Genomic DNA, 25,750 nt, shown 5'->3' on the forward strand with positions numbered 1-25,750 from the left:
CGTCGGCCAGAGCCGCAGCAGTTCCGTCCGGTTCCCGCCACTCGAGCGGGTGCCAGAGCAGGCGCGCGGGGTCGGCCAGTTCGTCCCCCTCGCGGATGGCGAGAATGAAGAGGCGCTCGCGCTTGTGCGGCGCGCCGACTTCCGCCGCCGTGAAGAGGCCTGCCGCAAGGCGGTAGCCCATTCCGACCAGTCCGCTGGCGACTTCGGGGAAGCCGAGGCGGAGATGATGGGCGACATTCTCGAGGAAGACGAAGGGCGGTTCGACCTCGCCGATGATGCGGGCGACATGGGGCCAGAGGTGGCGCGGGTCGTCCGCGCCCCGGCGTTTGCCCGCGACGGAGAATGGCTGGCACGGATAGCCCGCAGTGACGATGTCCACCGCGCCGCGCCACGGGCGGCCGTCGAAGGTTCCAACGTCGTCCCAGACAACAGCCTGATCCAGGGACGCGTCTTCCATCCGCGCCACGAGAGTGGCTGCAGCGAAGGTTTCCCGTTCGACATGGCCCACAGTTCGATATCCGGGCAAGGCGATGGTGAGCCCGAGGTCGAGTCCGCCAGCGCCGGAGCAGAGGGAGAGGCCGAAGAGGCATGCGTTTCCGGCTCCGGAAGCGTGTCCGGAGGAAGGTAAAGCCAGGTCATGCATGTCACGCGGCGGTCTTGCGCTTGCGCGCGGGTTCGGCGTCCGTTGCCGGAGGATCGGCCGGGGCGTCGGCATCGTCGCCGAGCCGCTCGGTTCTCACCTGCGCGAAGGTCCGCCCATCGCCATCGAGGATCGCGGCGCGGCCGGTCTCGGCCTGCCAGCGTTCCACGGCGACATCGACATAGGCCGGGCTGATCTCCATCGCGAAGACGCGCCGGCCGTTGGCCTCGCCAGCCATGATCTGCGAGCCGGAGCCCGAGAACGGCTCGTAGCAGAGGCCGCCACGGGCGACGTGCTGGCGCATCGGGATGCCGAAAGCGTCCAGCGGTTTCGGCGTCGGGTGGTCCGGGCGCTCGTCCTTGGCGAAGGACGCCATCTCCCAGGTCGAGGGCAGCGTCTGCTCGGCGACCTTGGGTGGGCGGTTCGGGCGGCGCCAGCCCATGAAGCAGGGCTCGTGCTTCCAGAGGTAATGCGAGCGGGTCAAGACCCCGCGGTCCTTCACCCAGATGATCTGCTGATGGACGAAGGCCCCGGCCTTCTCCCAGCAGGCCTCGAGCATCGCCTGGCGACGCGAGGCGTGCCAGCAGTACCAGGCGGCGTCCTCGGCGATGGCCTCCGCCACGGCGGCCGCGATGAAGCCGTCGTAGAGTTCCGCGCCCTGCGAACTGTCGTCCCAGGTCGTGCCGTAGGACGCCGACCAGTCCTTGTTCCGCGTCGGATGGTTCGAGCTGTCGTAATCCACGAGATACGGCGGATCGGTCGCGAACAGGATCGCCCGCTCGCCGTTCATCAGGCGGCGGACGTCCTCGTGGTTCGTGCTGTCCCCGCAGAGCAGGCGATGGTCACCGAGGATCCAGAGATCGCCCGTCCGCGACGCAGGATTGCGCGGGGGTTCGGGGATGGTCACCGGCGGCACGGAGCCCCCGGCGCCACCTTCTTCCCCGTCGTCGTCCGCGACGTAGGCCAGCAGCTTGTCGAGTTCGCCGTCCGAGAAGCCGACCAGCGAAAGGTCGAAATCCTCGGCCAGCAGGTCGTTCAGTTCGGCCGAGAGCAGCGCCTCGTCCCAGGTGCCGAGCTCCGTCAGCTTGTTGTCCGCGATGCGGTACGCCCGGCGTTGCGCCTCGGTCAGGTGCCCGAGCACGATCACCGGCGCTTCTGTCAGTCCAAGCTGGGTTGCCGCCAGCACGCGCCCGTGGCCCGCGATCAACTCCCCGTCCTCGCCCACGAGGCACGGCACGGTCCAGCCGAACTCCGCCATGCTGGCCGCGATCTTCGCGACCTGGTCCGCGCCATGCGCCTTCGCGTTCTTCGCGTAGGGCTGGAGGCGCGACAGCGGCCACGTCTCGATCGCGTCCGGGGCGAAGCTCAGCGTCATGGTGGGCAAGGTTCCTCGGTCGGGTGGATGCCGGTGGCTTCCGGACTCCGGATGCCGGGCTGGACTCCACACGGGGTCCAGCGGCTACCAGCGGTGTCCGGTCGGAATGCCAGCATTCATTGGTGTTTGCGCGCGGCGTGAGTGGATCCGGCTTCCGGGTGGCTTCCCAAAAATCCGGCCCTGTCGCTGGCGACGTCCCGCGCTTCGCCCGCCAGCATACGAATGTCGCCAGGAAGGAACCGGAAACTGCCGTGGGCTGGGACCCGGCCGGACCCTTGCTGGATGCCGGGGTCCAAGCAAAGGGGAGAGCGAGCCCTTCGGCGCACTCTCCCCATCTTGCCTTCGGAATAGCATGGATCTGTTGCAGATGTCGAAGGAAAAAGTGTTGCAACACATTGGAGTCACTGCGCATTCAGGCGCGCAGCGATCTTGGTCAGTGCCAGCTGCCAGCGCCGCCATGCGGTCGTGCGGTCGCAGCCGAGTTCGCCGCTGATCTGCTTCCACGGCACGCGGGCCGCGCGCGACCAGACGAGCTTGCGCTCCGCCTCCTCGATCCAGAGCACCCAATCGAAGGTCTGCTCGAGGCGGGTGATCGCGGCGGCAGAGGGCCAGACCCGCATCGGCTGGGGTTCCATCGCCGCGATCTCTCGGCTGGTCCGCACGATGTCGGGCCAGGTGTTGAAGTAGCCCTGCGCCTTGACCGGCGGCAGCTTGCGCAGGGTGCGGAACGCCTCCTCGAAATGATCGGCGACGCAGTCGGCGGTCCATTCGCGATCAGCCATGACGCGCCTCCCTGTCGGAGGGGCGCGGGCCGTAGAGCTTCTCGCCGAGCTGGCGGACCAGTTCACGCTCGGGCCAGGTGAGGCGGTCGTCATCGGCGGAGACCGCGAGGACGCCCTGTTCCTGCCAGCCCTCGCGCTTGACCTGCTCGGGATCCCGGCGTCGGCCGCCGTAGCCGAGGGGATGCCACCTCATCCGACACCTCCCTGCGTCTCGATCGCCCAGAGCAGGATGGCGATGGCGTCGGCCTCGTTGTCGTCGGCGGGGCTGAAGCCGCGGGCGCGGACGGCGGCGACCATGGCGGCCTTGTCGGCGTTGCCCTTGCCCGAGGCGTGGCGCTTGATCGTGCCGACCGGGACGCCCTCGTAGGGCACGCCGCGCAGCTCGGCCCATGCCGTCAGCGTGGCCATGAGCCCGCCGTAGATGTGGCTCGCGTCGGTGCCTGCGTGGCGGCGAACTTCCTCGAACCAGATGGCGGCGATAGGACCGGAGAGCCGGTCGATCTCGGTCAGCCAGTTGGTGAAGCGCAGATAGCGCATGCCGCCGCCGTCGAAGCGGCCGGGGCGCAGCGAGACGGTGCCGCTGGTGATCAGACCGTCATGGCCGCGGATCGCCCAGCCGGTCGAGGTGCCGAGGTCGAGCGCGAGGATGCAACGGTTGCGGGGCGTGTCGAGCGGCAGCGATTCAAACCTTGCGCCGTCGCAATTGGGGATCAGAGTCGGCTGAGCCATGATGAGTCTCCTTTGCCGGGGCCTGTGGTGGTGGAAGACGACGGCGGTCTGGTGCTTGGCGGTACGGGGCCGCCGTCGTCGGACGGGGAAGCACAACTGGCCGTCACGGCGGCGCGCGCGGCTGGCCCGGACGTATGGGAGGAGTGGCCAACCCTGTGGGGTGGCCCTCCCATACGTAGTATGGGGGTTTGACACCTAACTGTTCCGGGGATGACAAGTAGCTGAAATCATTGGGGAATAAGACTTCAGGAAGTCTTCGGGCATGAGTTAGGGACTTAACTCTTATTTGCCCGTAACCCCTTGATTTCGTTGAGTGCACAGTTGGCGCTGTCATATGAGTCAGGCCTCACTCATATGAGTTGGGTCGTCCTCCAGCCCCTCCGGGTAGACCCAGACGGCGGGGTTTTCGACCTGCAGGCAGAGCCCGGATTGGGGGCATTTGAAGTGGCTGGGCAGGACCGGACGGGCGGTCGTGGTGACCTCGCCGGTGTCCGGATCGACATGCTCCTCGGGCGCGCCGAACTGCATGCCTTCCACGCAGAGGTAGCCAAACCGGGACCGGGTGACGGGGAAGCCGAACCCCGAGGGGTCGCGCAGGAACTTCACGAAGCCCTTGGTCGCCAGCACGCTGAGGCGCTCGCGGATCGTGTGCTTGCTGCCCAGACCGCCCCGGTTCTCGAAGGTCTCGGCGAATTGCATCGCGGTGTAGAGGCGCTCGCTCGCCGCCTCATCCAGCAGCATGCCGAGGATTACATCGTGCTTGCGCAGCCGCTCGGCATCGAGTTTGGCGCCGACCTCCTTGCGCACCAGGCGCTCGTTCAGCGGGTTCAACTCGACCCACTCGCCCTTCACCTTGTCGATCAGCTTGCCCGGCAACGCGGGGCCGTTCCGCAGCTCGATCTCCAGCCTGCGGACACTGCTGTCCTCGTCGGGCCGGTGCATGAGCAGCCCCGAGGTGTAGAAACCGCGCAGCGCGCTGGCGCCGGAGAGCGCGAGGAAGGGATCGTCCTTGACCTGATGCTTGCTGGCCTTGCGGGTGTGGTGGGCGAGGATGACGCCCGCGTCCGGATTGACCGCCTCGCGCAGGAGCTCGACCCGGTCCTTCAGGAAGAACATCATGGCGGTGTTGTCGTTCTCGCCGCCGCCCTCGGGGCCGCCATCGAAGAGATTGCGGATCGGGTCGATGACGATGATGTCGGGCGGCGCATCGGGGAATGTGCCCCGGATCGCCTCGGCCGCACGGGCGACGCCCTCCGCATCGAGCAGCAGCTTCAGCTTCGGCGTGGCGATGAAGGTGTCGCGCGCGGCGGCGATCACGGCGGCGGGCAGCGCGATCTGCTGCATGCGCTCGCGCAGGTAGTGATACTGGATCTCCGCCTGAAGGTAGAACACGCGCAGCGACCGGGGCGGCGTGAAGCCAAGGAACGGCACGCCAGCGGCCATGTGCACGAGCCAGCAGATCAGGAAGTCGCTCTTGCCGACTTTGGGCGCGCCGCCCAGCACCAGGAGCCCGCCCGGGGTCAGCACGCGGGGGCCGATGATGTCCTCGGGCATCGGGCTCGTGTCGTCGAGGAGCGCGCCGAGGCTGAAGGTCGGCAGCGGGCTGGCCGGGGCGTCGGCGTGGGCCGCGCGCAGGAGCGGCGGACCGTTGCGCTTCACATGCAGCGCCCAGAGGCGTTCGGACTCGGCCTGCAGCCGATCGAGCGGCCAGGATGGGCGCAGCATGGCGGCGTTGTAGCCGCAGATCGCCTCCCAGCCCGCGAAGGGGTCGAGGCGACCTTCGTGCACCAGGCGCACGTAGTGGCCGATGGCGGCGCTGGCCCCCTGGAACCGGGACCAGTCGTCGACCGCGCCTTCGCGCACCGGCGTGGTGAGCACATAGTCGATGCCGGGCTTAGCCTGCGGGGACGAGACGTCGCTGGCGAAGCCCACGCCGGGCAGCGGCGGCATCTCGGCGACCTTTTCGGCGAAATCCGCCAGGTCCACCTCGACGTCGCGATGTTCGCGGATCTGCACAAGGCGCTGGTGACCATGCTTGTGATAGACCGTGCCAGGCACCCGGATCGGCTGGTGCGCCGAGCGGAAATGCGTGTCGCCGCCGACTTTCACCGCGATCTCGCCGCGCAGGCGACAAAGGGTGACCAGATCCTCGCCCTCGGCCGGTTCGGTCAGTTTCCACCAGACGTGCAGCTTGGCAGCACCCTCGGGCGTCCGCCCGCCGCTTTCGATGATCAGCGTCGGCGTTCCGATGTGGCGAGTGACATGGTCCAGCTTGGCCGGGATGTCGCCCGCGTCGAGATCCACGACGATGGCCTGCATCTGCAGCACATCGGCGGCGCGGGCCTGGCCCTGCTCGGCGACGGTGCCGGGGATGACATAGACGGCGGCGCCCTCGCGGTTCGCCCAGGCGGCGAAGGTCGCGAGTTTCCCCGGCGCGGTGTCGTCGGCGGGGATCCAGATGTTGTGCGGCTTGCCGTCCCGGCCCTGACCCTTGTCGACGAAGCCGCGCAGCGGGATCAGCCCCTCGCACCAGCTGAACACGGTGTCGAGGAACACGGCGATCTGCTCGGGGTCGGGGTCGCAACCGAACGGGTTCTCCGACGGCGGCCCGTCGTTGAAGTCCATCCACGGGTTGAAATGCAGGATGCCGTCGTCGCTCATGCCGGCAGCCCCCAGCAGCGCTCGGACCAGGGGCAGAAGCGGCATTCGAAGAAGTCCGACGTGGTGGCAACGCGCGGCAGAAGCTCGCCCGCGTCGGTCGCCTGCAGGATCCGCACGCCCCGGTCGGACATGCGTTGCGCAAGATCGGCGTCGAAAGGCACCAGTTCGTGGTGCATCTCGGCCGTGTCCTTGTTGATCGCGGTGAAGAGCGCAGGCGCGGCCGAGATGCCGGGGACTGTCCCTTCCATATAGGCTTGGTAGAGCGCGATCTGGGCGGCGTAGACCGGCTTCGACTTCGTCACGCCATCCTTGACGCAGGCGCGCCAGTTCTTCGCGTTCATCGTCTTGCATTCCCAGAGGGCGGGAACCGTCAGACCGAAGCCTTCGGGCCCGGCCGCGATGATGCCGTCGACATGACCGCGGATGCGCCCGCCCGCGACCGAGAAGCCGAACTGGCCGCCATCGGGCCGGTTGCCCTTGCGGGTGTATAGGTCGAAGCCCGCGCCGCGCAGCCAGCCGACGGCCAGATCCTCGAGCGCATGGCCGATGGCGAAGATGCGCAGCGACTGGCCGCTGAAGTCCCGGCCCTCGTCCTTCGGCGTCGCCGTGAACTCGAACTGCAGGGCGCGCTCGCAGGCATGGCCGAGACGCGAGCCGCCGAGGTAGTCGCGGGGCGGCCGCATGGCCTGATCGGCGGTGAGCGCCTGATCGACGGCGGCGTTGACCTGCTCCGCGAAACTGGGCCGATGATTGTAATCGAGGGTCAAAACGGCACCTCCGGCGTCTGCGCCCGCGCGATGTCGGACATGGCCTCGCGGAAGCCCTCGACGGCTTCCTCGATCAGCGCGCGCACCTGCGGCTCGGTCAGATCGGCGAGCGGGGTGGCCCAGCCGATCTCGTCCATCAGCAGGGCGACGCGCTTCATGGTGGCGGTGATCGCGGCGCGCTCCTCCTCGGTCACGTCAACCATGGCGAAACGCTCCCTGGCCAAGCGCGTCCATAAGGACTGGCAGGGCATCGAGCAGAACCAGACCGAGGGCCGGGGCTGCTTCGACCGGTGCGGATCGAACCAGCCGAAACCACGGGTCGGTTGCCGGCAGACAGCACAGAGCGTCCCACGCGGATGCCAGAGCCGCCGCCGGTCCTCGGCCGTGATGGGGGTGATGGAGGCCATGGGTCATGCCGCCCTCCGTTCGGGCCGGGCGGCCGCGTCGATCAGCTGGCGGATGGCCCGCTTGTTGAAGCCGAAGGTCATCAGCGCCGAGGCGCGGTAGCGCGTCAGGCCGAAGTCATGGCGGCACTCGGCCGGCAGGTACTGAAGCTGCTTTTCGGTCGGCGGCTGGCGCAGCCAGGAGCGAGTCTTGAAGGCGCTTTCGTCGGTCTCGTGGGTGTTCAGCCAGTCGTCGGCCTGCGCGAGGCAGACGGTGCGCTCGCCGACACCCAACAGATGCGGGCGTTCGCCTTTGGCCCCGCCGATCGCGTACCAGACCCCGTCCAGCCAGAAGATGCCGCCCCAGGCTGCGAAACCCGTGGCCATCAGCGCGTCGTCCGTGCCGTAGAGGTCGACCCACGCGAAGCTGGACCGCTTCAGCAGGTCGATCTCGGTCATCATGAAGCCCGAGAGCGGCGCGGCGCCCCCGGCTTCGCCCGCATCCAGATCCTCGCGCGGGAACGCCTCGCCGCAGAGCGGGCACTCGGTGACAGCGAGCGGGATCTCCGCCTCGCAGGCAGGACAGGTCTTCGTCGGCGCTTCGCCGGTTTCGGTCTTGCCGTCGAGATCGACATCCTGTTCCAGCGTGCCGTGGATCAGGCTCGAGGTGCCGAAATCCAGAACCACGCAGTCGGTTTTCACGACACCGGGGTATTCCTCGGGATCAACGGTGCGCAGGCCGCGCCCGACCATCTGGATCATGGTGGACTTGTAGGAGCTGGGGCGCAGCAGCACGACGCAGGAGGTGGGCGGGTGATCCCAGCCCTCGGTCAGCACGGCGACGTTGACGACGACGCGGATGTCGCCCGCCGCGTAGCCAGCGAGGAGCGCCTTGCGGGTCTCGGCCGCCAGATCGCCGTGGATCAGCGCGGCGGAAACGCCCGCCGTCCTGAATGCGTCGGTGACGTGTTCGGCGTGCGCGACGGTGGAGCAGAACACCACAGTCTGCCGGTCGCCCGCCTTTTCCTTCCAGTGGCGTATCACCTCGTCGGTGACGGGGGCGCGGTCCATGATGCCCGCCACCTCCGCCATGTCGAAATCCGACATGGTCTTTCGGACGGAACGCAGCTCGTCTTGCACGCCCACGTCGATGACGAAGGTGCGCGGCGGCACCAGGTGGCCCGAGGCGATCAGTTCGCCCAGTCGCACCTGATCGGCGACATTGTCGAAGACCTCGCGCAGGCCCTTCCTGTCGCCCCGGTTCGGCGTCGCCGTGACCCCGAAGATGCGGGCGTCGGGATTGGCCTCGCGCACCCGGTCGATGATGCGGCGGTAGCTGTCGGCGACGGCATGGTGCGCCTCGTCGACGACCAGCAGGTCGAGGCGCGGCATGTCGGCGAGGTTCGAGGCCCGCGCCAGCGTCGGCACCATGGCGAAGGCGACCTCGCCGCCCCAGGACTTCTCCGTGGCGTCGATGACCGAGGTGGCGACGCCGGGCACCACGCGCTGGAACTTTGCGCGGTTCTGCGCCGTCAGCTCGTCGCGATGGGCGAGCACGCAGGCCTTGGCGCCGTCGCCGATCATCTTGCCGGTGACCGCCGAGAGCATGATGGTCTTGCCCGCACCGGTGGGCGCCACGCCCAGCGTGTTGCCGCGGGAAGCGAGCGCAGCCACGCTGCGCTCGACGAAGGTCTTCTGGCGGGGGCGCAGGCGCATGGCCGGTCTCCCCCTTACTGCGCCCAGCTCGGCCGACCGGCGGCGCCGGGGGCGGACGCGGGCTGGCCGGGCTGGGTGGTCGTGGCGGGCTGCTGCGGGGCATGGCCCTGCGCCGGGGCGGCGGCGAGCTGCGGCGCGACCGTGCCCATCAGCGCGGCATAGTCGCGGTGATCGGGGGTGACGGCGGCGCGGATCTCGTTCTTGTCCTCGCCGTTCGTGTCGGTGCCGATGTCGATGCGGGCGACGAACTCGACCCCGTCGAGATCGCCAAACCCGTTGATCCGGCGGCGGGCCTGCGCCTCGGGCGAGTTGTCCTTGTCGGACACGCCGTGCGCCGAGTTGAGGATGCCGCGGATCAGGCCGCGCCCCATGTTGGCCCAGTCCGGGCCCTTCGGGCTGTAGAGGCCGATCAGCGACCAGACCTTGCGGCGGGCATAGGGACCCTCGAGCACCGTGTACTCGGCGTCGAGATAGACGGCGCCGGTGGCGGCGCGGCGCGCCCAGCCGCCCGTCCAGCCCTGCGAGGGGTCGTCGAAGCCACCCGGGCGGAGCGTCAGGCGCACCTTGGCGAGCGTGCCCTTCGGGATGACGTTGGTGTTGGATTGGGCGGAGTTGAAGTCGTTCCAGGGTCCGGACATTGCGCGGCTCCTTTCAGTTGGAGAATGGGACGCGCAGCGGCGTCAGAGGGGAAAAGCCACCCCGGCGACCGGATCGGGACACGGGGCGTGGCGAGAGGCGCTCAGCCATGGCCGGGCTCCTCAGCGGGGGCGGGATCGGCCGGGGTCACCGGCGGCCAGGTCAGGCGTTCGGAGGCCGGCGCTGCGGGACGCTGGATCTTCTCCATCAGCCGGCCGAGATGCGGGGCCTCGACCCTGTCAAGGCGGCCGGAGCGGTCCTTGGCCGGATAGCCCCAGGGGTTCAGCGTCTGGCAGACGAAGGCGCGCTGCGGCTGGCCGTTGGCATCGGCGATGTCGGCCATAGTGATGACCTGATCCACGATGCCCGGCAGCTCGAGCCCGGTCTTCGAGCCGTCGATCTGCGGCTGGAACACCTTGCGATTGAAGTCGTCGAGCCGCTCGTCGAGAATGCCCACGAACCAGACATGCTTGCCGCGCGTGTGCTGCAGGTGGGTCAGCCAGCCGATCATCTCGCGGCCATGCAGACCGTAGGCGCCGCGGATATCGGGCTTGCCAGCCTTCTCGGAGAACGCTTCGGGCTGGCCGCGGCACCACTGGAAGCAGAGCCGCCCGGCTACGGTGATCGAGTCGATGAAGACGGTCTCGTATTTCCCGATCACCGCCGGATCGCCGTAGCGGCCGCAGACCTCGTCGAAATGCGCTTGGCTGTAGGGTTGGTCCTCGCGCAGCGCCGGGTTCGGCCCGCCGATGAACACCGCGAAGTCGCGGCATTCCTTCCAGGTGCGGGGCCGGAGCGTGTCGATCTCCAGCCCCTCGACCGCCAGATCACCGGCCTCGAGATCGAGGAAGAGCGTGGTCGAGGCGTTCAGCGTCCAGAGCAGGCTGGTCTTGCCGATGCCGGACCGGCCGAAGATGACGCCCTTGATGCCCTTGCGTTGGGCGAGCCGTTCGTCGGCGCCGATGATGGGAAGGGCCATCACTGGCCCTCCTTCTTCATCACTGCACTGGCGGCGCGATCGGCGCCGATGCACCCCGCCTCGCGGGCGAGCTTGTAGAGCCGCTTCAGCGCATCGGCGCGGCGGTAGGCGGCCGTGCTCTCCCGCTCCGCCTCCACGATCGCGAAGGCGATCTCGTCGACGGTCGCCTCGACGACCGGCAGCGGCTCACGCGGCTCGTCACCGGCGCGCTGCGGGAAGGCGATGGTTTCGGGGAGGTCTTCGAGGGCGTAGCTCGCGGCGCGAAGACGGGTGATGTCGTCCGGCTGGTCCGGCATGGCGGTTCTCCGTGAGATGATGTGATCGAGGAGGCGCATCAGGCCGCCTCGCGGACGTCGGGCGCGGGCTCGGCGACGTAGATCGCCAAGAGCGGCGTCCCGTCGGCGTGGGCGCCGGCGTCCTCGATCTGATAGTTGCGGTTGGGCTCGCAGACCTCGGTCAGCTCCCAGCGGCGATAAAGCCCCGGAAGACGCCTGAAATCCTCGAGCGACAGATCGGCAGTGCGGTTCATGCGTGTCTGCTTTCGGTTGGAGGGAAGGCGCTCGGGGCGCTCGAATGGGAAAAGCCACCGGCGGGACCGGATCGGGACATCGGGTCAGGGGATTTCCTCGAGGGCGTCGTGCAGCCGACGCATCGCGCGCTGGTACCGCTTGCGGGCGGCGGCCTCGGTCAGGCCCAGTTCCACGGCGACCTCGGCTTGGGAGAAGCCCTCGATCGCTACGCGGATCACCAGCAGGGCGTCGTCGCCGAGCAGCTTCCGCACGGCGCCGTTTAGTCGCGCGTACCCGGCCGCGCCGATCCCGCTGTCACCGCTGTCCGCCACCTCGTCGGGGTCGGCGCCGCTGGCGAGATGTTCGCGCGTCTGGTCGCGCTGGCGCGTGCGGATCATGTCGCGCTCGACGTTCCGCAACACCGTGGCCGCGATCCAGTTGACGCGCCCGAGGTCGAGGCCGCGGACAGCCTCGGTGGTCCGCGCCAGTACGTCGGACGCGACCTCGTCGGAGGTGCCGAGCCTGCGCCAGATCGACCGGCGACGGATGGCGTCGAGGCCGGGCCAGAGCGCCAGCAACAGCAGCGTCAGGGCGCAGTCGGACGCGGGGCCGTCGCCCTGCGCCGCCCTGACGAGAGCGGATAGGATCAGGTTCTTGCGGGCGGGATCGCCGGGGGTGCGATGCAGCCCGTCCAGCAGGGCCGCCGGATCCCGGAACGGCGCGAGGGCGGCCTGCGTGCGCCGGACGGCGTCGAAACTGCGCTGGAAGTGAAGCTTGGAGGATGAATGCATGAGGTGATCACGGATCGCGTGCCACGCGAGAGACATCGGACGCCTGCCTTGCGGCCAGGCGTCCGGCGCCTTCTCGTGGCCAGGTCAGGACGTCGCGCGTCTCTGCGTTTTCAGGGGGGTTGGGTGAGTGCGCGCGTCAGCGCGCGGGCGCGGTCGTGTGGTTCAGCGTGCCGCAGCCGCGGCAGGTGGCCTGGACCGGAAAGCCCACAAAATACTCGTGCCCCCGCGCAAAGCGCAGGTGCATGCGGCCGTCTCGGCAGACACCGAGCAGCTTGTCACAGCGCGTGCAGCGCCATTCCGAGTTGGAGGTGGTGGGCTTGGTCTTCGCCACGCCGGACCAGCTCGTCGGGGCTGCCTGGCGCGGGGGGAAGGGAGTCGGCATCGAAGTGCTCCTCTGATGTGGAGCACTCCCATTGGCCGGGGGAATCGGAGCTAGTCAGACCCCCCAATCGGAGCCGGATCGGAGCCAGCCGTCAGACGGCGATCTCCCACGGCCCTTTCGGACCAAGATTTCTCAGGAAGTTAGCCTTCAGCTTGTCCCATAGCGGTTGCTTGAAGATGTTTGCAAGGGACTGGTCTTCGGCGATGTCCTTGACAAGATCTTTGGTTGCCATTGGCATTGGGCCATTGTTGTGTGCATCAACCAGCCGCTTGATGACCGCGATGCGGTTCTCGCCCTTGATGTCGATGCTGCCTTTCCCTGGGACGAACAGGGTCGCCATATTTTCCCCGCTAGACGTGAGTTCGACAGCCTGGCCACCGCGGGCCAGTATCCGATGGCGTCGGAACACGGACCGGAGCTTGTCTGCGACCAACGAGATTTCGGCTTGCTTGGTGTCGATCTGATCGACAAGCGGCGTCAGAACGTTGGCCGCCAGACACGGTCCGGGAGCGTTGCCGGCCTGCAGGACAAGCCCGATACCGAGATTATGGCGCGCCCGAAGCTCTGTATCGACTGCCGACCGGACCTTCTCCCGGTCGAGACCGCGCGCGAGGTAGATCGGAACATTCCCGCCATCGACATCGAGCGTTCCGAGGTAGAGGAGGTGATCGGTCAGCTTCTCGATCGCCGGCGCATCAAGCGCTTGTTCGAGACGTGCCTTCAGGTGTTGCGCGACCCAGCCGTCGCGCACCCGATATATCCTGTAGCGATCCGGGCTGCCCGCAGGCGTCACCTGTCCCTCGGCGACCTTGAGATCGGCCACCTTGCGGTCACCTTCCTCCGCATCTCCCTTGTCGACCCGAACGACCACTTCGGCTGCGACCGGGCCGATTTCGTCTTCATCGTCGATCAGGTCGTCCCCTTCCCAGCCGGCGGGCACGAGGAAGCCCAGATCAATCAGGAGGCCAGGATCGACACCACGAGCTTGGAGCCATGCTCCAGTGACCCTGTCTGCTCCAATGTCCCAGATCGCCAACAAGGCGGGCATGACCGCCATACTCTCATCATCGCCCGGGGCGCGACCATCACGAAGGATCTTCCAGTGCCTGAGCAAGCGATGCCCCAGAACGCGCTCGTAAGGGTCGTCGATGCTGAGAAGGCTGCTCGTGTTGCGGTCGGTGAGCGTGAAGTTGAGGGTTTGTGCCTCATCGCGTTCCGCGCGGAAATACCGGACCGCAATCTCGACAAAGCGGATTGCGAGCGCCCGCTCGAAAATCCTCTGAAGGCCCGGCTGGCTGTCGATGATCTCTGCGATGTCCTGGTCGATCGTGGTGGAAAGCGAAAGGCGGTTTGCGAGATTGCCGATGCTGATGTCGGCGCGGATCACCTGCGCGCGGTCGATCACCACGTCGTCGAGTTCCGGCGGTTCAAGATCGAGTCCTTGCAGGAACTGGGAAATGTCGTAGGCCTGGAAGTCGACGGGCTGGTTGGAATAGGTCTGATCGAGAGCGGTCTCGATGAAGCATTCGGCGACTGTGTGTCTCAGCTTTCGATTGGCCGCACGGACATGCACCCGCCCGGTTGACGGCGTATACACGATCATTGCCTCTCCGGGCGGCCGAAAGTAGATGCTCGACCGATTGCCATCGTCATCGATCTCCCGAACGCTCGTGGGGGGATCGGGATGGAACAGCAGGTACATCTCCGCCGCCGGTTCGTCGCCGTCCTCGGGGATGTCGAACTTGTCGATGCTGTAGCCGTCGCCGCGATCGAGGCGCTTGTTGAGGTCGGCCAGAAGCGCTTCGAGCAATGCGCTGCCGGCGTCCGGGCCCCCGTCGACCGAAGGCTCGGCCATGAAGGTCTGGTAGTGCTTGTCATAGCGCCGGTACAGATGCAGGTGCAGGCTGTTCTCCGCCGCTTCGAACAGGCCGTGTTCGTTGGCGAAGGCATAAAGACTTCGGGCGAGTTCGTTCCGCTGGGTCAGAAGTACCTTGGCGCGTTCGGGTTCGAGCTTGGTCTTTGCGAGACCTTCGAGGACGTACTCGCCGCGGTCGCTCGCGATTGTGACGATCCGGGCTGCTTCAGCTTCAAGCGGGCCCAACCGATCCTTCTTTTCCTGCAACAGCATATTTCTGGCAGCCGACGGACCGTCCGGATTGTCCGGGTCGAACTTGTAGGTCGCGAGCCAGCTCAACCTCTCGAAAGCCTTGCTCCTGAGAAATCCGGACAGCAGTTTCGCCTCTGCATCATCGAAAAGGGGACACGCACTCTCTCGCAACAAACCGTCCGTCGCATCCAGAAAGATTTCCAGACGTTTCGGGCCGGTGAGGAACTGGAAGTCTACGACATCATGGCGGTGCCCGATCTCTCGGCCTGGGAGATCGACGAGCAGAAGCTGATCTTCGTGGCCAAGAAGGAGGCGAACAACATGAAGCGCCTCCTGAAGCTGTTTCAGGAGACGCACCGGGCGCTGCTGGCCAAGCGCGTGTTGATCATCGACGATGAGGCGGATTTCGCCAGCATCCGGTTCACCAAGAAGAAGGGGGAGCCGGATGTCGAGCAGGGGCGCATCGCCGACCGGATCGACGAACTGCGGCGCGAACTCGCGGGCTGCGCCTTCCTCCAGGTGACCGCAACGCCCTATTCCCTTTACCTCCAGCCCGAGGACTATCCCGTTCAGCCTGGGGCCAACTTTACCTTCGAACCCAAGCGGCCGGCCTTCACCAAGCTTGTGCCGATCCACGGCGGCTACGTCGGGGGAGATCACTATTTCGGCGAGCACACCGAGGATAAGCTGGAGTACTACCTCTGGCATCCAGTCGCAGACAATGAGCTGCTGGCACTGCGCAAGGAAGATCGGCGGCGGGTCAAGAAGGATCAGGTTCTGACCCATGCCAATATCGCCGGCATCCGTCAGGCCCTGATCACTTTCGTTACCGCGACGGCAATTCGCCGGCTTCAGCAGAAGGTGGCCGGTTATCGGCCGGATCGCTACGCGATGATCGTCCACGTCGAGACGTCGCGCACTGCTCACGCTTGGCAGCATACCGTGGTTGGAGAGTTGATCGAGGCGCTTCAGGAGGCGATTGAGAAGAAGTTGCCGATATTTGCCGACCTGGTGAACGCGGCGATCGATGACCTAACCCGTTCAGTCACCGCTTGTGGCCTGACGATGCCGGACCACAAGACGATACTCGATAACGTCCGGGATTTCTTCAAGAAGGGCGCGGTGGCGACCGAGAAGGTCAACTCGGACAACGAGGTCCAGAAGCTCCTGGACGACAATGCCGAACTCAAGCTCCGCACTCCGTGTAACGTGTTCATTGGCGGCCAAATCCTCGATCGTGGCATAACGGTTCCGCATCTGATCGGCTTCTATTACGGCAGGTCGCCGAAGCGAATGCAGCAGGACACTGTCTTGCAGCACGCCCGCATGTACGGTGCCCGTCCGCGAGAGGACCTCGCTGTGACGCGCTTCTACACCACCGCTCACAATTTTCAGGCCCTGCGCTCGATCCACCAGTTCGATTCTGCTCTGCGCCACGCCTTTGAGACGGGAGCGCATGACCGCGGCGTCGCCTTCGTCGTCAAGGATCAGGCTAACCGGGTCATTCCCTGCGCCCCGAACAAGATCCTGGTGTCGGATATCGTCGCCCTCCGCCCGGGCGGCGCGCACCTGCCAGTCGGCTTTCAGACCAAGGCCAAATCCACCTTGGCTCCGATCATGCAGAAGCTGGAAAAGCTCATTCCCCAACAGCAGCTGGATGCCGGCGAGATCGTCACAGTCAAAACCGAAACTGCCATCGAGATAATTACGTTGATCGAGAGCTGCTTCAATTTTGAGCCTGGGTATAATTTCGACTGGGAGGCATGTCGTGCCGCGATCGAGTACTTCTCGACCATCGCGCCACCACCTGCCGAGAAGGGTGAATGTCTGATACTAGGCGGCACAGGGCGGCGATTGAGCCGGCAGCGTGCTGGAGGGCGTTTCTCGGACGCCCCCCACACCATGCAAGATCGCGCCGCCGTTCGAGGGATCGCCGGACATCAGCCCATTCTTGTGCTTTCCCAGCAGGATGGGCGTGAGGAAGACGGATGGCGCGGGGCGCCGTTCTGGTGGCCGGTTCTGTTCTCGCCAGCCAGTGCGGCACCAAGTGTGTTTGCCTCGACCGTCAGGGACGACGGTGCCGCGAACGACGTCGACGAAGACGAAGACGAGTAGTCGCAAGGCAGGTCATGGCGCATCAGCCGCTAAGGGGCACATACCCACAATCCAAGAGCGCAGAAGACAAAGGGGGCTAATAGACAATTGGTTCGACACCGGTCGCGAAAGAGTCGAAAGGGACTGAGATCGGAAGAATGAGGGTCGGGCAGAAAAATGGTGAATCACCAACAGCTTACTAGCTGTTCACCGGAACGCAGCGGTTAACAGGTCTGGAGAATTTCGGCGCGGAGAGAAGGCGTGAGCGCCTTTCCGGGCGTGGGACGGTTAACAGGCCCAGCCGCATAACCCTCCAAAACAACGGAAAAATCCGGCCGCAGCCGGATCGGGAGAACGCTTTCGCGGGGGGCAAGTGGCGGAGAGGAAGGGATTCGAACCCTCGAGAAGCTTTTGACCTCTACGCCCTTAGCAGGGGCGCGCCTTCGACCACTCGGCCACCTCTCCGGGCGCCCGCATAACCCGGTGAACTATGATATTCAAGCGGTTTCCGATGAAGCCGCATTACTACGCCCCCGGATGCAGTTCCCGCGATTGCCATGCCTTATGGAATTGCGCTGTCCGCCGGGGCGGAAAGGATGGCGACATTTTATGACGTGGTCGGGCTTTTCTGCAAAGCTCCCCCGGATGACGCAATATCAGGCGCCGGCCATTTTCTTTGCGACATGCGCGGACCCGACGACGCGGCGATACAGGTGTTTTTATGCGGAGCCGTGTTGGTCTTCAGCAGCCAGGGGCCGAGATCCCGATTGCTGGCGCTAGCGATGCGCGTCGGAACGGATGCCCGGGAATCGGACGTCGCTGCCGTTTCAGCAGTGCGAATCGCGGATCTGGCCGATGTTCGAGCTTGTCCACGGCTGGGAAGCGGCAAGCTGGAGAGCATGGTTACCGGACAGTGAATAGTTGGGCTAAAACGTGTCTTTTTCGCAACAGCGGCAGGGCATAGAACCGAGGGTATCGCCACAATCCGATCACCGAGGGTTGAACGGCGCATTTGCTTCGGTAATTGTGATTTGGGAAAGGGAGCGCATGGCGGGCCTTTTTCAAGTGGGGATGGGGCAGGGAAAGCTGTCCTTCAGCAAAATAACCCAGACCCGGTACTTTAACTTTTGACTGGAGGTCAGAAAATGAACATTAAGAGCCTTCTTCTCGGCTCGGCTGCGGCGTTCGCCGCAGTGAGCGGCGCACAGGCTGCTGACGCAGTTGTCGTCGCCGATCCGGAGCCGGTCGAATACGTCCGCGTCTGCGACGTCTACGGCACCGGTTACTTCTACATTCCGGGCACCGAGACCTGCCTGCGCATCGGCGGCTATGTCCGTTATCAGGTGTCGGGCGGCGATCTGTGGGAGCGCACCCGCGTTCACGACGACACCCTTCTGGGTGGCGAGGATCGTACCGACGAGACCTACAGCCAGTATTCGCGTCTGTCGCTCCAGACCTGGACCGGCACCGAGACCGAACTGGGCACCCTCAGCACCTACACCGAGACCCGTTTCCAGTGGGCTAACGGCGGCGGCACGACCACCAGCCTGAACTTCGCCTGGATCCAGCTCGGCGGCTTCCGCGTCGGTAAGGACGAATCGGCCTACACCACCTTCGCTGGTTACGCCGGCGGCGTGATCGCCGACGATATGGTGCCCTACGGTCCGTTCGACACCAACCTGATCAGCTACACCTTCTCGGGCGGCAACGGCTTCTCGGCGATCATCTCGCTGGAATCCGGCAACAGCGGCTCCTACGGCCATGCGTATGACATCACCGACTACATGCCGCATGTCGTCGCCGGTGCGAAGTTCACGCAGGGCTGGGGTGGCGTCACCCTCGTCGCTGGTTATGACAGCATCCACGAGACGTGGGCTGCCAAGGCTCGCTTGGACGTCAACGCGACCGACACGATCTCGGCCTTCATCATGGCCGGCTACGGCGATGACGACGACTTCAACTTCTACAAGCCTTGGGGCGGCGAGTGGGCTGTCTGGGGCGGTCTGACCGCCAAGGTTTCGGAGAAGGCGGCCGTCAACCTGCAGCTGTCCTATGACGACAGCGAGCAGTTCGGCGCGGCTTTGAACGTCGCCTACACGCTGGTTCCGGGCTTCCGGATCACGCCTGAAATCGACTACTACGACGCCGGCAACGGCGGCGACGACGCCTTCGGCGCGATCATTCGCTTCCAGCGCAGCTTCTAATCAGCTCTGCTGACAGAGAAAGAACCCGGCGGGTGACCGCCGGGTTCTTTTTGTTTGTTGGCCCATATTTCGGACTGGCGCTGTAGGGATTTGCCGAATCGGATCTGCAACTCCGGCCGGTATCGTTCTCTGGTCAGCGTATTGCCTTTTCGGCTCGTTCGAGGAACGAGGCGATCTGCTCCGGGAGATTTCCGGTTTCAAGGAAAGGCGCATGTCCCTGACCTGCAACCGTGACCGTCTCGACCATCGGGCCGCGTTTTCTCATTTCGTCCAATGTAGCCGCGGACAGCAGCAAAGAGTTTTCGCCGCGAACGACAAGAACCGGCTTTTGCGCCAGGGCATCGAACTCCTTCCACAATTGCGGCAAAGGTTGTTCAGGGTCGACTGAGACAAGCGTCCTGACGAGATCGGGATCGTAGTTGGGCACCGGCTTTCCATCATCGAGACGATAGATCGCCTCGGCCATGGCTCTCCAATCCTCGTCGGTGAGCGCGGGGAAGGCAGGCCCGTGTACCGTCTTTTGCAGCTCGATCGCCTCGGCGACAGACGGGATTGCTGCGGAAGGCGCAAGATAACGGCGGATGTGGTCGAGCCCTTCCCGTTCTATGACCGGCCCGATGTCGTTCAATACCGCCGCGGCGATGCGTGCGGGTTTGATCGCGGCCATCACCTGCGTGATGAGGCCGCCGCGCGACGTGCCGATGAACAGGGCGCGCTCGATTTCGAGCGCCGCGAGCCCGAGCAGGATGTCGGAGAGTTCGGTGCCGACGGTATAGTTCTGCCAATTGGGATCATATGCAGACTGCCCGCGGCCACGATAATCAAAAGCAATCACTTGGCGCGGAATCTTCGCGTGTTTTGACAGGAAAAGCGCCAGCCGGTGAAAGTCGCGCGCATTGCGCGTCAGCCCCGGAAGGCAGACGACCGGCAGGACATGGCTGTTCGCGTCGCCATAGACGCGGGCGTGAAGCCGCAAGCCGTCGGCCGAATCATAGAAGAAGTCGGTGAAGTTCTCGCCCGCCATGTTCTTCGCCCTGTTCGTGGCTGTCTGTGCTGTTCAGACAGCATCGTCTCAACCCGTCGGACATTGCTCTATCACGCGGGAGAGGGGAACAACGAACGGCATGGATTGCACCGCAACCGGCCGTCCGGTTCAACTGCGGCCGTTCAGCAGGTCGCCGGCGATGTCGAACTTGCCGGTCAACCGCATCTTGTAGACCTGATAGTTCTCCATGACGCGCTGCACGTAGCTGCGCGTCTCGGTGAAGGGGATGCGCTCGATCCAGTCGATCACCGTATCGAGATCCTTGCCGCGCGGATCGCCGTAGCGCTTGACCCAGTCGGCGGCGCGGCGTGGGCCGGCGTTGTATCCGGCGAAGGTCAGGATGTAGGAGCCGTTAAAGCGGCTGAGCTGCTCGCCGAGGAAAGCGGCGCCGAGCGCCGCATTGTATGCCGCGTCCGTGGTCAGCCGGGAGGCGGAGTAGGGCATGCCGCTGCGTCTGGCGACATCTTTTGCCGTGCCCGGGAGAAGCTGGAGCAGGCCGCGCGCACCGGCGCCCGAAACCGCGCCGACGTTGAACTCGCTCTCCTGTCGGGCGATGGCGTAGGCAAGCGCCTGGCCGGCGCCGCCGATGTCTGCGATCTCGGGAATGGCGCCAAGCGGATGCGACAGCCCGCCGATCGCGATACCCCGGTTGGCCGCAGCCTTTGCGACCTTGAGGGCAAGGAAGTGATTGCCGCGAGCCTCCGCCTTCGCGGCAAGCAAAGCCAGCTCACCGGGGCTGTTCAACTGATCGGCGAGGTCGCGATAGAGCCGGTCTGCCAGATCGGCGTGGCCGGCATCCTCCAGCCGGTCGATCGCCACGACCGCCTCGCGCCGCGCAAAGTTTGCGCGATCCGCCGCGTTCGGCTCCGGCGCGCCGACGTCGATATTGACGAGGCCGAGCTTTTCCGCCGCGAGCTGACCGTAGAACGCCGTGCCGTAGGCGGCCGCCTTCTCATAATATGCTCTGGCGTCGTCCGCGCCGTCGGCTTCGGCGGAACGGCCGAGCCAGTAGTAGGCGCGCGACAACGAGATCGGACCGCCTGCGATTTCCGAGATCCGCGAAAAGTGCTTCGTTGCGGCGGCGGCGTCGCCCAGGGCGCGGAGCGCATACCAGCCGGCATGGAATTCGGCGTCGACGGTGTTGGCGGGAGATTCGGCGCTGTGTCCGGCGACGACCTCATATGCCAACCCTGCCTTGCCCTCGTCCATCAGCTCACGCGACAGCACGCGTCGCTCAACCCACCAGGCGTCCGGATCGACCAGCGCATCCCTGTCTTTGGGCGCCTTTCCCACGACCGAAGCCGCAGCCGAAAACTGTTTCGCGCGCCGCAGTTGCTTGCATTCGGCGAAGAGGAAGCCGGCTGTTCGCTGATTGGCAGGCACCGCGGCAAGAAGTTTCAAGGCGTCCTTGTCCCGCCGCAGCACGCCGGCCCACGCCTTGAACAAAGGCTCGGCCTGAGCATAGGTCGCGACATGCTCCGCGGACTTGATGCGCTCCGCATAGAGCATCCTTTCCATCCGGAAGCGATGATCGGCCTGAGGAATGAGCGTTCCGAATTCCGCCAGGATGGATGTTTCCTGCTTCGGGTCGAGCTCCGTCGTGCGCCAGAAGGGACCAATGACCCGGCGCGCGGCTTCCGCGTCACCGAGCGCGACATGCGCACGGGCCGATATGATGGCGCCCTCGGCGGTCAGCGGCGATCGGTCCCTGAGGGCAGCGATGACGGCAGTCGGGGGCGCGTTCTCGCGCGCAAGAGCCCGCTCCATGTTGCGCAGCAGCGTCTCCCGTCCCGGCCAGCCGCGCAAATCCCTTTCGGCGGCGGCGATCTCCGTGCTGGATGCCCGGTTGCCGCCACGTATGGCGATCGTCCATTCGAGGATGTGGCGGTCGAGTGTGCCGTCGGCAAGCCCGTCGCGCACGGCTCGCGCGGCAACGATGTCGCCGGCGCCGACCGCGTCGAGACCGCGTTTCAGCGCCGCGCGATCCGACGGGACGGTTTCGTCGATGAACGCCATGACACCCGGGATCGCTGCGGTGGTGCTGCGATCGAGACGATCCGCCTTGGCGTCGGCGCGTGTGCTTGCGGTCGGTTGGGTCGGTGCGAACGCACTGCCCCCTGCCGCTGTCAGCAGAGACGCGGCGGCGACCAGCATGAGGGAGATGCGCCACGGAACCGGCATCAGGCCTGACCTGTCTGCATACGAGACGAGGAAGAACGGACGGGGACAACGCTACATGCCGGCGGTGAAGAGCTGGTAAACAAATGGTTGATCCTCTCGGCCCCTGCCGCGCGCCAGGCCGGGCCGTGGCATATTGCGGCCCGCAGGTGTCAAGACTATGGTGCGCGGCCTCGCGTTCCGCTAAAACGCCGCGTCGAAAAAACAAATGTCCGCGAGGACTTGGGAGTTGGTGCAAAAATGCTCAGAGGTTCGTTGACCGCGCTCGTGACGCCTTTCGACAATGGCGGCGCTTTCGACGAGAAAGCCTTCCAGGCGTTCGTCGAATGGCAGATCGCCGAAGGCACCAGCGGTCTCGTGCCGGTCGGTACGACCGGGGAGTCGCCGACCCTTTCGCATGAAGAGCATCATCGGGTGGTGAAGGCCTGCATCGAGGTCGCGAAGGGCAGGGTGCCGGTCGTGGCGGGTGCCGGGTCGAACAACACGGCGGAGGCCATCAGCCTCGTGGAACATGCCGAAAAGAGCGGCGCGGATGCCGTGCTGGTGGTGACGCCTTATTACAACAAGCCGACGCAGCGCGGCCTCTACGCGCATTTCGCGGCGGTCGCCAAGGCCACCAGCCTGCCGATCATCATCTACAATATCCCGCCCCGTTCGGTCGTCGACATGACGCCGGAGACGATGGGCAGGCTTGCGCACGACTTCAAGAACATCGTCGGTGTCAAGGACGCGACCGGCAAGGTGGAACGCGTGTCTGAGCAGCGCATCACCTGCGGAAAGGATTTCATCCAGCTTTCCGGGGAAGATGCTTCCGCGCTCGGCTTCAATGCCCATGGCGGCGTAGGCTGCATCTCCGTGACCTCCAATGTCGCGCCGCGGCTCTGCGCCGAATTCCAGGCGGCGACATTGGCCAACGACAGGGACCGCGCGCTCGAATTGCAGGACCGCCTGATGCCCTTGCACAAGGCGATCTTCATCGAGCCGGGTCTGGCCGGCTCGAAATACGCGCTGTCGAAGCTGGGCAAGGTGGAAAACAACGTGCGCCTGCCGTTGACCACCGTCGAAGCGTCGACCGCCGAGAAGATCGACGCCGCCATGAAGCACGCGGGATTGATCAACTAGGCGGGTGACGCCATCTATTCCCCATGGCTCCCGGCAAGAAATCAGACCCGAACAACAAGATCGCGGCCGAGAATCGCAAGGCGCGTTTCGCCTATGAGATTCTCGACACGATCGAGGCCGGGCTCGTGCTCACCGGCACCGAGGTGAAGTCGCTGCGTCAGGGACAGGCCAACATCCAGGAATCCTACGCTTCCCTGGAGGATGGCGCGATCTGGCTGATCAACTCCTACGTGCCGGAGTATCTTCAGGGCAACCGCTACAACCACGAGCCGCGCCGGCGTCGCAAGCTCCTGCTGAACAAGCGCGAAATGGCGCGGCTCGGTCAGGCGGTCGATCGCGAGGGCATGACCATGGTGCCGCTCAAGATATATTTCAACGACCGTGGCCGCGCGAAGCTGTTGCTGGCGATCGCGCGCGGCAAGAAGCTTCACGACAAGCGTGAGACCGAGAAGCAGCGCGATTGGGCGCGGGAAAAAGGCCGGTTGCTCAAGCAGCACGGGTAGCACGGGCGCTCGACAGCGCCATCAATTGGCTTAGTCGGTCAAGTGCCGGTGGATGGCCTCGAAGACATTGACGAACATTTGCTCGGTGAGCACGCCCGTATTCGTGTTGTATCGGGAGCAGTGGTAGCTGGAGAAAAGCGTCGTTTCGCCGATACAATGCTTGCCGCCGTGCTTGAACGGATGCGCGGACACCCTTCCGCCGAGCGCCCGCACCGTCGACTGATGTGCGATCGCGCCCAACGCCAGAACGGCTTCCAGCCTGGGAAAGCTCGCAATCGTTGGCGAAAGGAACTGCCGGCATGTCGCGATCTCGCCGCCCGTCGGCTTGTTTTCCGGCGGCACGCAGCGCACGGCATTTGTGATGGCGGTGCCGACCAGTTCCAGACCGTCATCCGGTCGTGCGCGAAACGTCCCCCGCGCGAAACCGAAGCGGATGAGCGTCGAATAGAGCAGATCGCCGGCATAGTCGCCCGTGAACGGCCGACCAGTCCGGTTGGCGCCCCTTAGCCCTGGCGCCAGTCCCACGATCAGAAGGCGCACGCTTTGCCGGCCTGCCATGGGAAGAAACGTCGGCACCGGACCGTTGAACCAGTCGGGCTCGCGGACACGCCACATCGCAATGAAGTCGTGCAGTCGCGGACAGAGGGGACAATCGTGACTCGGTTCTGGCGACTGGATCGCTGGCACAGGCATATGACACTTTCGCTGGCGGCGGGTCTGCCGGAAGCCGTGAGGTGGCGTGGCGGAAATCGCTTCTCCGAAGCTACGCCACGATTCCCGAGAATCTCACATTCGCGGCGGGGCGGCGAAATGCAAAGGCCTTACAGATCGTCCGGTTCCTGCGGCTCCACGCGCCGCACGGGCCGCTCCGCCGGATCACGGCCGATGTCGGCCTTCAGCGACATCAGGTCGATGAAATGATCTGCCTGCCGCCGCAGGTCGTCGGAGATCATCGGGGGTTGCGACGCCATGGTGGACACGATGCTGACCTTGCGCCCGCGCCGCTGCAGCGCGTCGACCAGCGTGCGGAAGTCACCGTCGCCGGAAAAGATGACGAAATGGTCCACGGCTTCCGCCCACGCCAGTTCCAGGGCGTCGATCGTCAACTCGATGTCCATATTGCCCTTGATCTTGCGCCGTCCGGCTGCGTCGGTGAACTCCTTCGCCGGCTTGGTGACGACCTTGTAGCCATTGTAGTCGAGCCAGTCGATCAGGGGGCGTATGGACGAGTATTCCTGATCTTCGACCAGCGCCGTGTAGTAGTAGGCCCGCAGGAGATAGCCCTTCTTCTGGAAAGTACCCAACAGCTTGCGATAATCGATATCGAATCCGAGGGAACGCGAGGTCGCGTAGAGATTTGCGCCATCTATGAAAAGAGCGATCTTCTCTCGTGGATCAAACATGCCCCAAACCCCTGAATACACTGCGCTAAAAACTGTTTCCGTCTGCCTGTCCAACGCGCGCCCGGCCTTCAATCTGGGCGCCGCGGACGCATCTGCTTTTGCAGATAGCGCCTGCCCGGCCTTCGGCAAGCTATACCTTTGGCGATGCAGGGAAACGCACTTTCGCGCCGTGCGGGTTGCGACGCGGGGCGTAAAGGTTGCGACGCAGACGGGCTTCGCGACGCCTCGTATATCCAATTTACTTGAATTCGACGGCGCTTCGGTTTATGGACCGCGCCAGTTTTCCGAGAAATCCAAGCTTTGAAAGGGGCGTTCATTGGCCCGCGTTACCGTTGAAGACTGCATCGACAAGGTCGACAACCGCTTCGAACTGGTGCTGCTCGCCAGCCATCGCGCACGGCAGATTTCGCAGGGCGCGTCGATCCTCGTCGACCGCGACAACGACAAGAACCCGGTCGTCGCGTTGCGCGAGATCGCCGATGAGGTGCTGTCGCCGGGCGATCTGAAGGAAGATCTGATCCATTCGCTGCAGAAGCATGTCGAGGTCGACGAGCCCGAGGCGCAGGACGCGCCGGAGGTTGCCGACAAGGTCGGCGTGCCCGCCGTCGCCAGCGATGCCGATCAGGACGATGACAGCAACATCGCTTTCGACCGCATGTCGGAAGAGGATCTGCTGGCCGGCATCGAAGGTCTCGTGCCGCCGGAAAAGAGTGACGACTACTGATCTCTGGATCAGTGGGCCGC

The 25,750-nt window shown here is 65.3% G+C and carries 26 protein-coding genes, 1 tRNA gene and 1 pseudogene; 7 read left to right on the forward strand and 21 right to left on the reverse strand.

Translation table 11 applies throughout. The annotated features are described in order from the left end of the window. Positions 1-133: 133 nt before the first annotated feature. The 16 genes and pseudogenes from M9955_18080 to M9955_18155 all read right to left on the reverse strand — a co-directional run bounded on the left by M9955_18080 (position 134) and on the right by M9955_18155 (position 14,814). Positions 134-643: pseudogene (locus M9955_18080) on the reverse strand (DNA cytosine methyltransferase). 1 nt (position 644) lies between these two features. After that, positions 645-2,015 carry a site-specific DNA-methyltransferase gene (locus M9955_18085; protein MCO5083553.1) on the reverse strand — a complete coding sequence of 457 codons (1,371 nt, stop codon included), beginning with the start codon at positions 2,013-2,015 and terminating at the stop codon, positions 645-647. 401 nt (positions 2,016-2,416) lie between these two features. Beyond that, positions 2,417-2,797 (reverse strand): DUF6362 family protein, encoded by a 381-nt coding sequence (locus M9955_18090; protein ID MCO5083554.1) that lies wholly within the window; start codon positions 2,795-2,797, stop codon positions 2,417-2,419. Beyond that, positions 2,790-2,990 (reverse strand): hypothetical protein, encoded by a 201-nt coding sequence (locus M9955_18095; protein MCO5083555.1) that lies wholly within the window; start codon positions 2,988-2,990, stop codon positions 2,790-2,792. The genes M9955_18090 and M9955_18095 overlap by 8 nt, the downstream gene beginning before the upstream one ends. Beyond that, positions 2,987-3,526, reverse strand: coding sequence for a hypothetical protein (locus M9955_18100; protein MCO5083556.1), 540 nt, complete (start codon positions 3,524-3,526; stop codon positions 2,987-2,989). Before M9955_18100 ends, M9955_18095 begins: the two co-directional genes overlap by 4 nt. Before the next feature lie 339 nt (positions 3,527-3,865). Next, positions 3,866-6,187 carry a helicase RepA family protein gene (locus M9955_18105; GenBank protein ID MCO5083557.1) on the reverse strand — a complete coding sequence of 774 codons (2,322 nt, stop codon included), beginning with the start codon at positions 6,185-6,187 and terminating at the stop codon, positions 3,866-3,868. Next, positions 6,184-6,954, reverse strand: coding sequence for a PD-(D/E)XK nuclease family protein (locus tag M9955_18110; protein MCO5083558.1), 771 nt, complete (start codon positions 6,952-6,954; stop codon positions 6,184-6,186). The genes M9955_18105 and M9955_18110 overlap by 4 nt, the downstream gene beginning before the upstream one ends. After that, positions 6,951-7,361 (reverse strand): DUF6511 domain-containing protein, encoded by a 411-nt coding sequence (locus tag M9955_18115; protein MCO5083559.1) that lies wholly within the window; start codon positions 7,359-7,361, stop codon positions 6,951-6,953. Before M9955_18115 ends, M9955_18110 begins: the two co-directional genes overlap by 4 nt. 3 nt (positions 7,362-7,364) lie before the next feature. Further along, positions 7,365-9,053 carry a DEAD/DEAH box helicase gene (locus tag M9955_18120; protein MCO5083560.1) on the reverse strand — a complete coding sequence of 563 codons (1,689 nt, stop codon included), beginning with the start codon at positions 9,051-9,053 and terminating at the stop codon, positions 7,365-7,367. Between the two features lie 14 nt (positions 9,054-9,067). Then, entirely contained in the window at positions 9,068-9,691 is a 624-nt protein-coding gene (locus tag M9955_18125) for a hypothetical protein (protein MCO5083561.1), read from the reverse strand. Positions 9,692-9,792: 101 nt separating this feature from the next. Continuing rightward, the gene (locus tag M9955_18130) at positions 9,793-10,668 is read right to left on the reverse strand and encodes an ATP-binding protein (GenBank protein ID MCO5083562.1); all 876 of its coding nucleotides are present in this window, start codon (positions 10,666-10,668) and stop codon (positions 9,793-9,795) included. Then, positions 10,668-10,964 carry a hypothetical protein gene (locus tag M9955_18135; protein MCO5083563.1) on the reverse strand — a complete coding sequence of 99 codons (297 nt, stop codon included), beginning with the start codon at positions 10,962-10,964 and terminating at the stop codon, positions 10,668-10,670. Before M9955_18135 ends, M9955_18130 begins: the two co-directional genes overlap by 1 nt. A gap of 38 nt (positions 10,965-11,002) precedes the next feature. Next, on the reverse strand, positions 11,003-11,197 hold the full coding sequence (locus M9955_18140; GenBank protein ID MCO5083564.1) for a hypothetical protein: 195 nt from the start codon (positions 11,195-11,197) through the stop codon (positions 11,003-11,005). An 84-nt stretch (positions 11,198-11,281) separates the two neighbouring features. Further along, positions 11,282-12,004 (reverse strand): sigma-70 family RNA polymerase sigma factor, encoded by a 723-nt coding sequence (locus tag M9955_18145; GenBank protein MCO5083565.1) that lies wholly within the window; start codon positions 12,002-12,004, stop codon positions 11,282-11,284. A gap of 100 nt (positions 12,005-12,104) precedes the next feature. Further along, complete coding sequence (locus tag M9955_18150; GenBank protein ID MCO5083566.1) at positions 12,105-12,350, reverse strand: hypothetical protein; 246 nt, start codon at positions 12,348-12,350, stop codon at positions 12,105-12,107. Between the two features lie 91 nt (positions 12,351-12,441). After that, positions 12,442-14,814 (reverse strand): hypothetical protein, encoded by a 2,373-nt coding sequence (locus M9955_18155; GenBank protein ID MCO5083567.1) that lies wholly within the window; start codon positions 14,812-14,814, stop codon positions 12,442-12,444. Between M9955_18155 and M9955_18160 the strand changes: the two genes are divergently transcribed. Further along, positions 14,701-16,572, forward strand: a complete 1,872-nt coding sequence (locus M9955_18160) for a Z1 domain-containing protein (GenBank protein MCO5083568.1) — start codon at positions 14,701-14,703, stop codon at positions 16,570-16,572. The genes M9955_18155 and M9955_18160 overlap by 114 nt on opposite strands. Before the next feature lie 353 nt (positions 16,573-16,925). Here M9955_18160 and M9955_18165 read toward each other — a convergent pair. After that, a tRNA-Ser gene (locus M9955_18165) sits at positions 16,926-17,016 on the reverse strand. 131 nt (positions 17,017-17,147) lie between these two features. Here M9955_18165 and M9955_18170 point away from each other — a divergent pair. Together M9955_18170 and M9955_18175 are read left to right on the forward strand one after the other, a co-directional pair. Further along, a complete protein-coding gene (locus M9955_18170) occupies positions 17,148-17,468 on the forward strand; it encodes a hypothetical protein (protein MCO5083569.1) in 321 nt (106 codons plus the stop codon). Between the two features lie 228 nt (positions 17,469-17,696). Beyond that, complete coding sequence (locus M9955_18175) at positions 17,697-18,755, forward strand: porin (protein ID MCO5083570.1); 1,059 nt, start codon at positions 17,697-17,699, stop codon at positions 18,753-18,755. Between the two features lie 133 nt (positions 18,756-18,888). Here M9955_18175 and M9955_18180 read toward each other — a convergent pair whose 3' ends face one another. Both M9955_18180 and M9955_18185 read right to left on the reverse strand, forming a co-directional pair. After that, positions 18,889-19,779, reverse strand: a complete 891-nt coding sequence (locus M9955_18180) for an alpha/beta hydrolase (GenBank protein ID MCO5083571.1) — start codon at positions 19,777-19,779, stop codon at positions 18,889-18,891. Positions 19,780-19,908: 129 nt separating this feature from the next. Further along, on the reverse strand, positions 19,909-21,981 hold the full coding sequence (locus M9955_18185) for a lytic transglycosylase domain-containing protein (protein MCO5083572.1): 2,073 nt from the start codon (positions 21,979-21,981) through the stop codon (positions 19,909-19,911). A gap of 237 nt (positions 21,982-22,218) precedes the next feature. On the opposite strand from M9955_18185, the gene dapA reads away from it, so the two are divergent. Then, positions 22,219-23,100 carry a 4-hydroxy-tetrahydrodipicolinate synthase gene (gene dapA / locus M9955_18190; GenBank protein ID MCO5083573.1) on the forward strand — a complete coding sequence of 294 codons (882 nt, stop codon included), beginning with the start codon at positions 22,219-22,221 and terminating at the stop codon, positions 23,098-23,100. A 23-nt stretch (positions 23,101-23,123) separates the two neighbouring features. Further along, positions 23,124-23,603 carry an SsrA-binding protein SmpB gene (gene smpB / locus M9955_18195; protein ID MCO5083574.1) on the forward strand — a complete coding sequence of 160 codons (480 nt, stop codon included), beginning with the start codon at positions 23,124-23,126 and terminating at the stop codon, positions 23,601-23,603. A gap of 30 nt (positions 23,604-23,633) precedes the next feature. Here smpB and M9955_18200 read toward each other — a convergent pair whose 3' ends face one another. Next, on the reverse strand, positions 23,634-24,296 hold the full coding sequence (locus M9955_18200) for a uracil-DNA glycosylase (protein MCO5083575.1): 663 nt from the start codon (positions 24,294-24,296) through the stop codon (positions 23,634-23,636). Positions 24,297-24,424: 128 nt separating this feature from the next. Beyond that, positions 24,425-25,006: an NYN domain-containing protein gene (locus M9955_18205; protein MCO5083576.1), complete on the reverse strand. Its 582-nt coding sequence runs from the start codon at positions 25,004-25,006 to the stop codon at positions 24,425-24,427. Between M9955_18205 and M9955_18210 the strand changes: the two genes are divergently transcribed. Both M9955_18210 and rpoZ read left to right on the forward strand, forming a co-directional pair. Further along, the gene (locus tag M9955_18210) at positions 25,005-25,310 is read left to right on the forward strand and encodes a hypothetical protein (protein MCO5083577.1); all 306 of its coding nucleotides are present in this window, start codon (positions 25,005-25,007) and stop codon (positions 25,308-25,310) included. The genes M9955_18205 and M9955_18210 overlap by 2 nt on opposite strands. Positions 25,311-25,322: 12 nt before the next feature. Next, positions 25,323-25,730, forward strand: coding sequence for a DNA-directed RNA polymerase subunit omega (gene rpoZ / locus M9955_18215; GenBank protein MCO5083578.1), 408 nt, complete (start codon positions 25,323-25,325; stop codon positions 25,728-25,730). Positions 25,731-25,750 lie beyond the last annotated feature (20 nt).

Source organism: Rhizobiaceae bacterium, from assembly GCA_023953845.1.
Classification (GTDB): Bacteria; Pseudomonadota; Alphaproteobacteria; order Rhizobiales; family Rhizobiaceae; genus Arvimicrobium.